A 12,788-nucleotide genomic window follows, 5' to 3' on the forward strand; every position below is an offset into this window, starting at 1 on the left:
GACTCTACGCGGGGGTCCCCACGCCGAGCATCGGCGCGAGGAAGCGGCCGGTGTGGCTCGCCTCGACCGCCGCGACATCCTCCGGCGTGCCCTCGGCCACCACGATGCCGCCGCCCGAGCCACCCTCGGGGCCCATGTCGATGAGCCAGTCGGCGCTCTTGATGACATCGAGGTTGTGCTCGATGACGATGACGGTGTTGCCCTTGTCGACGAGGCCCTGCAGCACGGCGAGGAGCTTGCGCACGTCCTCGAAGTGCAGGCCGGTGGTGGGCTCGTCCAGCACGTAGATGGTGCGGCCCGTCGAGCGGCGTTGCAGTTCGGCCGCGAGCTTCACACGCTGGGCCTCGCCTCCAGACAGCGTCGGAGCGCTCTGGCCCAGGCGCACGTAGCCGAGGCCGACGTCAACGAGGGTGCGCAGGTGGCGCGAGATCGTGGGGATCGCCTCGAAGAAGTCGGCGGCCTCCTCGATGGGCATGTCCAGGACATCCGCGACCGTCTTGCCCTTGAAGTGGACCTCGAGGGTCTCGCGGTTGTACCGCGCCCCCTTGCACACCTCGCACGGCACGTAGACGTCCGGCAGGAAGTTCATCTCGATCTTGAGCGTGCCGTCGCCCGAGCAGGACTCACAGCGGCCGCCCTTGACGTTGAAGGAGAAGCGGCCGGGGCCGTAGCCACGGACCTTCGCCTCCTGGGTGTCGGCGAAGAGCTTGCGCACCTTGTCCCACACGCCCGTGTAGGTCGCCGGGTTGGACCGCGGCGTGCGGCCGATGGGCCCCTGGTCGACGTGCACGATCTTGTCGAGCTGGTCCACTCCCGTGATGCGGGTGTGGCGGCCGGGGACCTGGCGGGCGCGGTTGAGCGTGTTGGCGAGCGACGTGTAGAGGATGGAGTTGACGAGAGTCGACTTGCCGGAGCCCGAGACCCCGGTCACGGCGGTCAGCACGCCCAGCGGGAAGGTCACGTCCACGTTGCGCAGGTTGTTCTCGCGAGCACCCACGACGGTGATCTCGCGTCCCTTCTCGAGGGCGCGACGCTCCTCGGGAACGGCGATGGAGCGGGTGCCCGCCACGTAGGCGCCGGTGAGGGAGCGCTCGTTGACGAGGAGCTCCTCGACGGTGCCGGTGTGCACCACCTCTCCCCCGTGCTCGCCGGCGCCGGGGCCGATATCGACCACCCAGTCGGCGGCGCGGATGGTGTCCTCGTCGTGCTCGACGACGATGAGGGTGTTGCCCAGGTCGCGCAGCCGCGTGAGGGTCTCGATGAGGCGGTGGTTGTCGCGTTGGTGGAGGCCGATGCTGGGCTCGTCGAGGACGTAGAGGACGCCCACGAGGCCCGAGCCGATCTGGGTGGCCAGGCGAATGCGCTGGGCCTCGCCGCCGGACAGCGTGCCGGCGGCGCGCGACAGGGTCAGGTAGTCGAGGCCCACGTCGAGCAGGAAGCCCAGGCGGGCGTCGATCTCCTTGAGGACCTGCACGGCGATCTGGCGGCCGCGCTCGTCGAGTTCGGCCGTCAGCAGGAAGTCGCGCGCGTCGGCGATCGACAGGTCGGAGACCTCCGCGATGGATCGGCCGCCGATCGTGACGGCGAGCACCTCGGGCTTCAGCCTGGTGCCCTTGCACACCGGGCACGGCACCTCACGCATGTAGGCCTCGTACTTCTCGCGCGAGAAGTCGGACTCGGTCTGCTCATGCAGGCGCTGGATCCAGGAGATCACTCCCTCGAAGCCGGTCGTGTAGGCGCGCTCACGCCCGAACCGGTTCTTGAACTTCACGTGAACCTGGTAGTCCTTGCCGATCAGCACGGCCTCCTTGACCGCGTCGGGAAGGTCCCGCCAGGGGGTGTCCATCGAGAAGCCAAGGTCGTCCGACAGTGCGTTCAGCATGCGGCCGAAGTACTCCGACGAGGAGGCGTTCCAGGGGGCGACGGCGCCGCCGGCGAGGCTCAGGTCCTCGTCCGGCACCACCAGGCCGGGGTCCACCTCGAGGCGCACGCCGATTCCCGTGCACTCGGGGCATGCGCCGTACGGGGCGTTGAACGAGAACGTGCGCGGCTCGATCTCCTCGAGCGCGAGCACGTGATCGTTGGGGCACGCGCGCTTCTCCGAGTAGCGGCGCGCGGGGACGTCGTCGTCCACGGGGTCGATCAGGACGAGTCCGTCGGCGAGGCGAAGCGCCGTCTCGACCGAGTCGGTCAGGCGGCGCTGGACGCCGTCGCGCGCCACCAGGCGGTCGACGACCACCTCGATGTCGTGCTTGAGCTTCTTCTCGAGCTGCGGCGGGTCGGTGAGCTGCACCACCTCGCCGTCCACGCGGGCGCGGGCGAAGCCCTGCTGCTGGAGCTCCTCGAACAGGTCGGCGTACTCGCCCTTGCGGCCGCGCACCACGGGTGCCAGCACCTGATAGCGCGTGCCCTCGGGAAGGGTCAGCACGGAGTCGACGATCTGCTGCGGGGTCTGCGCCTGAATGCGCTCGCCGCACACGGGACAGTGCGGCGTGCCGACGCGCGCGTAGAGAAGGCGGAGGTAGTCGTGGACCTCCGTGATGGTGCCCACCGTCGACCGCGGGTTGCGGTTGGTGGACTTCTGGTCAATCGACACCGCGGGCGACAGCCCCTCGATGAAGTCGACGTCGGGCTTGTCCATCTGCCCCAGGAACTGACGGGCGTAGGCGCTGAGCGACTCCACGTAGCGTCGCTGACCCTCCGCGAAGATGGTGTCGAAAGCGAGCGACGACTTACCCGAGCCCGAGAGCCCGCTGAAGACGATCAGCGCGTCGCGGGGAAGGTCGAGATCGACACCCTTGAGGTTGTGCTCGCGCGCGCCACGGACCAGAAGTCGTTCATTCACCCGCTCATCGTACGTGCCCACGCGTTCGAACGCACGTTCGAATAGGCGTGTCGTCCCGATGAGACGTCCCCCGCGGCTGGGAGCATGGGACTCATGACCGACTGGATGATCGAATACGTCTACGACGACCGCGCCGACGAGCGCGACCGCCTCCGCCCCGAGCACCGCGCGCACCTCGCTGAGCTCGCCGCCGCCGGCCGCATGCCCGCGTACGGCAGGTTCGACGACGAGGGCCCGGCGGGCGCCCTCCTGATCGGCCGGGCCGAGACCCGTGAGGAGGTCGAGGCGATGCTCGACGGCGACCCCTTCATGGTCGCGGGCCTCATCGCCGAGCGCCGCATCCGCAGGTGGCCCGCCGTCTGGGCCTAAGCCCCGCCGAGACGAACACGGCGGCCTCGCCTCCCCGCGTGGGGAGGCGAGGCCGCCGTCGTCGTGTGTGAGGTGCGGCTATCGGCGCTCGTCCGGCGACGACGCGTGGCCGGATCCGGCATCGGGCGCCGCGACGCCCTGGTCCGCTGCGGCACCATCGCCGGTGCCCTGTGTCGCCTCCAGCGCCTCACCGCCGTGCTCGAGCTTGACCTCCGCCGCGAGCTCGCGCTTGCCGCGCGTCGCCAGGAGGCTCGCGACGGTCGCCACAGCGAGGATGCCGATGATGACGGTCAGCGACAGCCCGGTCGAGATCTCGGGGACGTGGATGGGCTGGCCGCCGTTGATGAACGAGAGGTTGTTCTCGTGCAGGGCGTGCAGCACCAGCTTCACGCCGATGAAGGCGAGGATGGCCGCGAGGCCGTAGTGGAGGTACACCAGGCGCTGCAGGAGCCCCTGCACGAGGAAGTAGAGCTGACGCAGGCCGAGCAGCGCGAAGGCGTTCGCGGTGAAGACGATGAACGGGTCCTGGGTGAGCCCGAAGATCGCGGGGATCGAGTCGAGCGCGAAGAGCACGTCGGTCGAGCCGATCGCGACCATCACCAGGAGCATCGGCGTCACCATGCGACGCCCGGCCTCCTTCACGAAGACCTTGCCCTCGCGGTAGCCGTCGGTGACCGGGTACATGCGGCGCACCATGCGGACCAGGCGGCCCTCCTCGTACTCCTCGTCGCCGGCCTCGTCCTTGTTCTCCCTGGCCAGGCCCCACGCGGTGTAGATGAGGAACGCGCCGAAGACGTAGAACAGCACCGAGAACGCGTCGAGCGCGGCGGCGCCTGCGGCGATGAAGATACCGCGCAGCACGAGCGCGACGGCGATGCCGACGAGGAGGACGCGGGAGCGGTACTTGGGCGGCACGGCGAAGCGCGTCATGATCACGAGGAAGACGAACAGGTTGTCCACCGACAACGCCTTCTCGGTGATGTAGCCGGCGAAGAACTCCCCCGTCACGAACTCGTGGTGCCAAATGTGCAGCACCAACCCGAACACCACCGCGACGGCGATGTAGAACAGGGACCACGCCACCGACTCCTTAAAGCTCGGCTCGTGGGGCTTACGGATGACGACGGCGAAGTCGAACACGAAGAGTCCGACGATCAGCGCGATCGTCACTGTCCAGACAAGGGGATCGGTCACCGGGCAATCCTAAGGGAGCACCGCGGGGAAGGCGCCTCGTCCGTGAGGACGATGCTGCGGGTCATGACGACCCCGCGTCCAGCATCTGGCGCAGCTCCTTCTTGAGCTCGCCGATCTCGTCCCTGAGGCGCGCGGCGATCTCGAACTGCAGCTCGGCCGCGGCCTCCCGCATCTGGGCGCTGAGGTCCTCGATCAGCTGGGTGAGCTCGTCGGCAGGGCGTCCCGCCATCGGCGACGGGTCCTTGCGCTTGCCCTTGCCTGCGGCACCAGCGCCCACGCCCTTGGCACGCTCGAGGGCCTCGGCGGTGTCCGCCTCCTCGCGCGCGAGCATCTCCGTGATGTCGCCAATGCGCTTGCGCAGCGGCGTCGGGTCGATGCCGCTGTCAGTGTTGTAGGCGATCTGGATCTCTCGGCGGCGGTTCGTCTCCTCGATCGCCGTGCCCATCGAGTCCGTGATGGTGTCCGCGTACATGTGCACCTGGCCCGAGACGTTTCGCGCCGCACGGCCGATGGTCTGGATCAGCGACGTGCCGGAGCGCAGGAAGCCTTCCTTGTCGGCGTCGAGGATCGACACGAGCGATACCTCGGGAAGGTCGAGTCCCTCGCGCAGGAGGTTGATGCCCACGAGCACGTCGTAGCGGCCCATGCGCAGTTCGCGCAGGAGTTCGACGCGTCGCAGGGTGTCGACGTCGGAGTGCAGGTACTCGACGCGCACGTCGCGGTCGGAAAGGAACTCTGTGAGGTCCTCCGCCATCTTCTTCGTCAGGGTCGTCACGAGCACTCGCTCGTCCTTCTCGACGCGCTGGCGGATCTGCTCGAGCAGGTCGTCGATCTGGCCCTCGGTGGGCTTGACGACGATCTCGGGGTCCACCAGGCCCGTGGGACGGATGATCTGCTCGACCACGCCATCGGCCGCATCCAGCTCGTAGCGCCCGGGCGTGGCCGACAGGTACACGGTCTGGCCGGTGCGGTGCAGGAACTCCCCCCAGGTGAGGGGCCTGTTGTCGAGCGCCGACGGCAGGCGGAACCCGTGCTCCACGAGGGTGCGCTTGCGCGAGCGGTCGCCCTCGAACATGGCCCCGATCTGCGGAACCGTCACGTGCGACTCGTCGAGCACCAGCAGGAAGTCGTCCGGGAAGTAGTCGAGCAGCGTGTGGGGAGGCGTGCCCTCGGCGCGCTGCTCGATGTGGCGCGAATAGTTCTCGATGCCGGAGCAGGTGCCCACCGAGCGCATCATCTCGAGGTCGAAGGTGGTGCGCATCTTGAGCCGCTGCGCCTCAAGAAGCTTGTTCTGCCGCTCCAGTTCCTCGAGCCTCTCCCCCAGCTCGATCTCGATGGTCTTGATGGCGGCGTTCATCCGCTGCTCGCTCGCGACGTAGTGCGAGGCGGGAAAGACGTGGACTTGCTGGCGCTGCTCCACGACCTGGCCGGTCAGCGGATGCAGCGTGTACAGCGCGTCGATCTCGTCGCCGAAGAACTCGATCCTGATGGCGAGCTCCTCGTACACCGGGATGATCTCGACGGTGTCGCCGCGCACGCGAAACGTGCCGCGGGTGAACGCGAGGTCGTTCCGGGAGTACTGCATCTGCACAAACTCGCGCAGCAGCATGTCCCTGTCGACCGAGTCGCCCACCGCAAGCGACACCATCCCCTGGATGTACTCCTCCGGGGTGCCGAGCCCGTAGATGCAGGACACCGACGACACGACCACCACATCGCGCCGTGTGAGGAGCGAATTAGTCGCGGAGTACCTCAGCCGCTCCACCTCCTCGTTGATCGAGGAGTCCTTCTCGATGAAGGTGTCCGTCTGCGGCACGTACGCCTCGGGCTGGTAGTAGTCGTAATAGCTGACGAAGTACTCGACGGCGTTGTTCGGTAGAAGCTCGCGGAACTCGTTCGCGAGCTGCGCGGCAAGAGTCTTGTTGTGCGCCATCACCAGCGTGGGGCGCTGCAGGCGCTCCACCAGCCACGCGGTGGTCGCCGACTTACCCGTACCGGTAGCACCCAGCAGGACCACGTCCTGTTCTCCCGCGCGCAGGCGGCGCTCGAGGTCGTCGATGGCCTTCGGCTGGTCGCCGGACGGCTGGTACTCGGAGATCACCTGGAACGGTGCCTCGCTGCGGCGGAGGTCGGGACTCATGGTTCTACGGTACGCGCCGCCTCCGACATCGCGGACGGCCGATGCGAGGGCCAGCCCACCCGGTCACGGCACGTGGGTGCGCCACACCTCGTCCACCTGGGCGCGCAAGGCGTCCTCGGAGCCCGCGCCGTCGAGCACCACGTCGGCAATCGCGGCCCGTGCCTCATCCGTGGCCTGCGCCGCGATCCGTGACCGCGCCGCGGTCTCGGTCATGCCACGCCGTTCCACCATGCGCGCCACGCGCACGTCGATCGGCGCCGCCACCGTGACCACCAGGTCGAAGTCGCCGCCCTGAGCGCTCTCCACGAGGAGCGGGATGTCGTGCACCACGACCCCCACCCCGTCGACCCGCGCTTGACGGTCGGCCGCGCGCCCCATCGCGAAGACCGAGGGGTGCACGATCGCGTTGAGCCTGGCGCGCGCCGCGGCATCGTCGAACACCAGCGCCGCCAGCGCGGGGCGGTCGAGCGCGCCGTCCTTGATGACGCGGTCCCCGAACTCGCGCACGATGTCCACGAGCCCTGCCGACCCTGGCGCGACCGCGCGCCGTGCCAGCTCGTCGTGGTCCACGACGAGCGCCCCCAGCTCGCCGAAGCGTGCCGAGGCAGTGGACTTGCCGGCGGCGATTCCCCCCGTGAGGCCGATGCGAAGCATGCGCCGAGTCTCCCAGGCACCAGCGCCTGCCGCCAACCTCCTCCCGACGCACATGGCCACATTTGCGGCACATCGTCGCCGCTCGAGCCGCAAATGTGGCCATGTGCGGCCGAGGTGCGGGGGCTCGGGAGGTGTGGGGCGGAGTGAGGAGACGCGAACCGAGACGCGGAAACGACGAAGGCCGCCACCCCCAGGGGTGACGGCCTTCGCGACTGCGGCAGGTATTAGTTGCCGGTCAGCTTCTCGCGCAGAGCGGCGAGGCGCTCGTCCGAGGCGAGCGTGCCCGCGTCCGACGACTCGTCGTGCGACGAGTACGACGCACCGGCGTCACGCTTGCCACCACGGCGGGCGCCACCGGCAGCGGCGGCGGGCTCGGTGGCCTCCGCCTCAGCGGCCTGCTCGTCCTGCTTGGCGACGAACTGCTTGTGGGCCTCCCAGCGCTCGTGGGCCTTGGCGTAGTCCGCCTCCCAGGCCTCACGCTGCTCGTCGAAGCCCTCGCGCCACTCCTGCGTCTCGGGGTCGAAGCCCTCGGGGTACTTGTAGTTCCCCTGGTCGTCGTACTCCGCGGTCATGCCGTACAGGGCGGGGTCGAAGTCCTCGCCGGCCGGGTCGACACCCTCGTTGGCCTGCTTGATGGACAGCGAGATGCGGCGACGCTCGAGGTCGATGTCGATGATCTTGACGAAGACCTCCTCGTCCGCCTGCACGACCTGCTCGGGCAGGTCGACGTGGCGAACGGCGAGCTCGGAGATGTGGACCAGGCCCTCGATGCCGTCGAAGACGCGCACGAACGCGCCGAACGGGACGAGCTTGGTGACCTTACCCGGGACAATCTGACCGATCGCGTGGGTGCGGGCGTACACGGCCCACGGGTCCTCCTGCGTCGCCTTGAGCGACAGCGAGACACGCTCGCGGTCCATGTCGATGTCGAGAACCTCGACCTCGACCTCCTGGCCCACCGACACAACCTCGTTGGGGTGGTCGATGTGCTTCCAGGAGAGCTCCGAGACGTGCACGAGTCCGTCCACTCCACCGAGGTCGACGAACGCACCGAAGTTGACGATCGACGAGACGGTGCCCTTGCGGACCTGGCCCGGCTGCAGCGCGGTGAGGAACGACGAACGCACCTCCGACTGGGTCTGCTCGAGGAAGGCACGGCGCGACAGGACCACGTTGTTGCGGTTCTTGTCGAGCTCGATGATCTTCGCCTCGATCTGCTGACCGATGTAGGGGGCGAGGTCGCGCACGCGGCGCATCTCGACGAGCGAGGCGGGGAGGAAGCCGCGCAGACCGATGTCCACGATCAGGCCGCCCTTGACGACCTCGATCACGGAGCCGGTCACGACGCCGTCCTCGTCCTTGATCTTCTCGATCGAGCCCCAGGCACGCTCGTACTGGGCACGCTTCTTCGAGAGGATCAGGCGACCCTCCTTGTCCTCCTTCTGGAGGACGAGCGCCTCGACGGTGTCGCCGACGTTGACAACCTCGTCGGGGTTCGCGTCGTGACGGATCGACAGCTCACGCGAGGGGATGACGCCCTCGGTCTTGTAACCGATGTCGAGGAGAACCTCGTCACGGTCGACCTTGACGATGGTGCCCTCGACGAGGTCGCCGTCGTCAAAGTTCTTGATGGTCGCGTCGACGGCTGCGAGGAAGTCCTCAGCGGAGCCGATGTCGTTGACGGCGATAGGGGTGGACTCGGGGGTGGATACGGACATTAAGGAGTGACTCCGATGGACAATGGATGAGTAGTGGAATTGTTGCTAGCACCGCGCGCGCAGGCGCACGACGCCAACGGACATCTTAGCCCCATTCCCCTGATGAGCACAAAGGGACGCGCCCTCCCAATCCTGGGAAGGCGCGCCCGCAACGATGGGTGGTGGGAGTCAGAGGCCCCAGGCCGCCTGCAGGAGCTCGTCCGGCACGTACTTGGTCTTGCCAGCCATGTCCTCGAACGGGAGCATTTCCACCTTCTCGCCACGCAGTGCGGTGAAGGTGCCGAAGTTGCCCTCGACCGCCGCATCGATGGCCGCGATGCCGAAGCGGGTAGCGAGCAGGCGGTCGGCGGCCGTCGGCACGCCGCCACGCTGGACGTATCCCAGGGTGGTCAGGCGGGCCTCGAAGCCGGTGAGGCGCTCGATCGCACGGGTGACCTGCGCGCCGACCTGGCCGGCGATCGGGTTGCCCTTCGCGTCGAGGGTGTCGTTCGAGTCCCAGCCGGAACCCTCCGCGGGCACGGCGCCCTCGGCGACGGCGACGATCGAGAAATTCTTGTAACGGTGGCGGTGCTTGATCTTCTTCGCGATCCGCTCGATGTCAAACGGGGACTCGGGCGCGAGGATGATGTCCGCGCCGCCCGCGATGCCCGCCGTCACGGCGATCCAGCCGCAGTGGCGGCCCATGAGTTCCACGACCATGACGCGGTTGTGAGACTCAGCGGTCGAGTGAAGGCGGTCGATCGCCTCGGTGGCGATCGTCACGGCGGTGTCGAAGCCGATCGACGAGTCGGTGCCGACCACGTCGTTATCGATGGTCTTGGGGATGCCGATGACGGGCACTCCCGCCTTTGACTGCACCTTGGACGCCGCGCGCAGGGTGCCGTCGCCGCCGATGCAGATGAGGGCGTCGATCTTTTCGTCCTCCACCGTCTGCGCGACGGCCTCGAGGCCGCCCTCCACCTTGTGGGGGTGGCAGCGGGCGGTGCCGAGCATGGTGCCGCCGTGGACAAGGATGCCCGAGACGTCGTCCCTGGTGAGCGGGACGGCGTCGCCGTCAATGACGCCCTGCCAGCCGTTGTGAAAGCCCACGATGGAGCAGCCGTGCTGCGACGTGCCGCGCTTGACGATCGCACGAATAGCAGCGTTGAGTCCGGGGCAGTCTCCCCCGCCGGTCAGGATTCCGATCCGCATGGCATCACCCTATCTAGTGCCCGGCCGTCCGCCAGTCCGACCCACGTCCTACGTTGACATCGAGCGGCACTGATAGATCGGCCGCGCCGTGCATCTGGTCGACCAGGATCGCCTCGACGGCGTCCTCCTCGCCGGGGGCCACCTCGATCACGAGTTCGTCATGCACCTGCAGGAGTTGGCGCGAGGCCAGGCCCTGGGCTGCGAGGTCGGCGTCGACGCCGAGCATCGCGCGCTTGATAATGTCCGCTGCCGACCCCTGGATGGGAGCGTTGAGCGCGACGCGCTCGGCGATGTCGCGGCGCTGGCGGTTGGTCGAGGTGAGGTCGGGGATGTAGCGGCGTCGACCCATGATGGTCTCGGTATAGCCCACCTGCCTGGCCTGCTCGACAACCGAGTGAAGGTAGTCGCGCACCCCGCCGAACCGCGCGAAGTAGTCGTCCATGAGCTTCTGAGCCTCACCCACGGACAGCGACAGCTGCCGTGCCAGCCCGAACGACGACAACCCATACGCGAGGCCGTAGCTCATCGCCTTGACCTTGGAGCGCATCTCCGGCGACACGTCCGCCGGCTCCACCCCAAACACCCGCGCTCCGACGAAGCAGTGCAGGTCCTCCCCCGCCTTGAAGGCCTCGATGAGGCCCTCGTCGCCGGACAGGTGCGCCATGATGCGCATCTCGATCTGGCTGTAGTCGGCGGTCAGCAGCGTCGCATAGCCCTCGCCGACCACGAAGGCCTCGCGAATGCGGTGCCCCTCCTCGGTACGGATGGGGATGTTCTGCAGGTTCGGGTCCTTCGAGCTGAGGCGCCCTGTCGAGGCGACGACCTGCGAGAAGGTGGTGTGGATCCTGCCGTCGGCGCGGACCGCCTGCGCGAGCGTGTCGATGATCTGCCCCAGCTTCGCGGCGTCGCGGTGAGCGAGCAGCGCCTCGAGGAACGGGTGCGGGTTCTTTTCCTGGAGGTCCGCGAGCGACGCCGCGTCGGTCGTATACCCGGTCTTGATCTTCTTGGTCTTGGGCATGCCCAGGCGCTCGAACAGCACCTCCTGGAGCTGCTTGGGGCTTCCCAGGTTGACCTGGTCCCCGCCGATGGACTCATACGCGGCGGCGGCCGCCGCATCGGCCCGCGACTGCGCGGCCTCGCGGCGCTCCCCCATCGTCTGCGAGTCCACGGCCATGCCCGCGTGCTCCATGCGCGCGAGCACCGCCACCAGCGGGATCTCGAGGGTCCGGTACAGCTCCGTCATGCCGCGGCGCTCGACCTCGGCGTGGAGTTCACCCGCCAGGGTCGCCACGTGAGCGGCGGTGCGTCCGGCGGCCTCGGCCGCGCTGTCGCCGAGACCGAGGTCGAGCTCGCCGGCATCGGAACCGCCCGAGGGAGCGATGCCGAGGTAGCGCTGGAGCACGGCATCCAGATCGAAGCCGCGCTGGTCGGCGTTCACCAGGAAGGCGGCAATCTGCGTGTCGCCCTCGATACCGCCGAGGTCGAAACCGCGTGCCTGAAGCGCATGCCAGGCGTCCTTCGCCGCGTGCGCGGTCACGGTCACCGCGGGATCCGCGAGCCACGCCCCGAGCGCCCGCTCGTCGTCGGCTGACAGCGAGCTGAGGTCGATGCCCCAGGCCGCGTCCTCCTGGGACACCCCGAGCGCCCATGCGTCGGCATCGGCGCCGATGCGCCCCTCGACGTGCACCGTGACGGCGCCCGTGAGCGCCGTCACCGCGGCGACGGCGCCGGCGGTCACGACCTCCACCTCCGCGGGGGCGTCGGGCACGGACTCCGTCGAGTCGCCCGCCACGAACGGCATCAGGCGGTCGCGCAGGGTGCGGAACTGCAGGGCGTCGCACACCTGGTGGATCGCGGCGGCATCGGCCCCCTCGTACTCGAGCGACTCGAGCGTCGCCTCGACATCGAGGTCGTCGAGCAAGCGGTTGAGCCTGCGGTTGGTGCGCACCTGGTCCAGGTGGTCGCGCAGGCTCTGGCCGGCCTTGCCCGGGACGTCGTCTGCTTGGGCGAGGATCTGCTCGAGCCCGCCATAGGCGCCGATCCACTTGGCGGCCGTCTTGGGCCCCACGCCCGGCACCCCGGGAAGGTTGTCGCTCGTCTCGCCCACGAGTGCCGCGAGCTCGGGGTACTGATGGGGGTCGACCCCGTACTTCTCGCGCACGGCCTCGGGGGTGAAGTGCACGAGGTCTGACACTCCCTTGCGCGGGTACAGCAGGGTGACGTCCTCCGTCACCAGCTGAATGGTGTCGCGGTCGCCCGAGACCACGAGGACCCGCATGCCCGCCTCGCGTCCCTTGCGCGCATAGGTGGCGAGCAGGTCATCGGCCTCGTAACGCTCCTTGTCGACCGCCGACACGCCGAGAGCGTCCAACATCTCGCGAATCAGCGGCACCTGTGGCTCGAACTCCGGCGGCGTGGCGTCTCGAGTGCCCTTGTACGACGGGAGTTCCTCGGTCCTGAAGGTGCCGCCGGGCAGGTCGAACGCCACCGCCACGTGCGTGGGAGCGTGATCCTTCATGAGGGTCGCGAGCATGGTCGTGAAGCCGTACACCGCGTTGGTCGGCACCCCGGTGGAGGTCGCAAAATTCTCGACGGGCAGGCCGAAGAATGCCCGAAATGCCATGGAAAGGCCGTCGACTAGCAGCAGGGTTGGTCGGTTCTTCTCGCTCACTGTGCA

The 12,788-nt window shown here is 68.4% G+C and carries 8 protein-coding genes; 1 reads left to right on the forward strand and 7 read right to left on the reverse strand.

The features are described from left to right. Positions 1-4: 4 nt before the first annotated feature. A complete protein-coding gene (uvrA, locus tag B7K26_RS07950; RefSeq protein WP_084078640.1) occupies positions 5-2,845 on the reverse strand; it encodes an excinuclease ABC subunit UvrA in 2,841 nt (946 codons plus the stop codon). A gap of 93 nt (positions 2,846-2,938) precedes the next feature. Between uvrA and B7K26_RS07955 the strand changes: the two genes are divergently transcribed. Continuing rightward, complete coding sequence (locus tag B7K26_RS07955; protein WP_159449649.1) at positions 2,939-3,214, forward strand: YciI family protein; 276 nt, start codon at positions 2,939-2,941, stop codon at positions 3,212-3,214. A gap of 78 nt (positions 3,215-3,292) precedes the next feature. Here the strand turns inward: B7K26_RS07955 and B7K26_RS07960 are convergent, their stop codons facing one another. The 6 genes from B7K26_RS07960 to polA all read right to left on the reverse strand — a co-directional run bounded on the left by B7K26_RS07960 (position 3,293) and on the right by polA (position 12,782). Further along, on the reverse strand, positions 3,293-4,408 hold the full coding sequence (locus B7K26_RS07960; protein WP_084078400.1) for a TerC family protein: 1,116 nt from the start codon (positions 4,406-4,408) through the stop codon (positions 3,293-3,295). Positions 4,409-4,469: 61 nt separating this feature from the next. Further along, complete coding sequence (gene uvrB, locus B7K26_RS07965) at positions 4,470-6,548, reverse strand: excinuclease ABC subunit UvrB (RefSeq protein WP_084078402.1); 2,079 nt, start codon at positions 6,546-6,548, stop codon at positions 4,470-4,472. A 63-nt stretch (positions 6,549-6,611) separates the two neighbouring features. Then, a complete protein-coding gene (gene coaE / locus B7K26_RS07970) occupies positions 6,612-7,202 on the reverse strand; it encodes a dephospho-CoA kinase (protein ID WP_084078404.1) in 591 nt (196 codons plus the stop codon). A 224-nt stretch (positions 7,203-7,426) separates the two neighbouring features. Next, entirely contained in the window at positions 7,427-8,920 is a 1,494-nt protein-coding gene (gene rpsA, locus B7K26_RS07975; RefSeq protein ID WP_084078406.1) for a 30S ribosomal protein S1, read from the reverse strand. A 168-nt stretch (positions 8,921-9,088) separates the two neighbouring features. Then, a complete protein-coding gene (locus tag B7K26_RS07980; RefSeq protein ID WP_084078408.1) occupies positions 9,089-10,111 on the reverse strand; it encodes a 6-phosphofructokinase in 1,023 nt (340 codons plus the stop codon). Between the two features lie 13 nt (positions 10,112-10,124). Then, complete coding sequence (gene polA / locus B7K26_RS07985; RefSeq protein WP_084078410.1) at positions 10,125-12,782, reverse strand: DNA polymerase I; 2,658 nt, start codon at positions 12,780-12,782, stop codon at positions 10,125-10,127. Positions 12,783-12,788: the final 6 nt, after the last annotated feature.

The sequence above is a fragment of the Demequina sp. NBRC 110057 genome (assembly GCF_002090175.1).
Classification (GTDB): domain Bacteria; phylum Actinomycetota; class Actinomycetes; order Actinomycetales; family Demequinaceae; genus Demequina.

Bases quoted from the DNA above. Each gene is read 5' to 3' on its own strand.
- B7K26_RS07955 (WP_159449649.1), top strand. From the start codon at position 2,939: ATGACCGACTGGATGATCGAATACGTCTACGACGACCGCGCCGACGAG.
- B7K26_RS07980 (WP_084078408.1), bottom strand. From the start codon at position 10,111: ATGCGGATCGGAATCCTGACCGGCGGGGGAGACTGCCCCGGACTCAAC.
- coaE (WP_084078404.1), bottom strand. From the start codon at position 7,202: ATGCTTCGCATCGGCCTCACGGGGGGAATCGCCGCCGGCAAGTCCACT.
- uvrB (WP_084078402.1), bottom strand. From the start codon at position 6,548: ATGAGTCCCGACCTCCGCCGCAGCGAGGCACCGTTCCAGGTGATCTCC.
- rpsA (WP_084078406.1), bottom strand. From the start codon at position 8,920: ATGTCCGTATCCACCCCCGAGTCCACCCCTATCGCCGTCAACGACATC.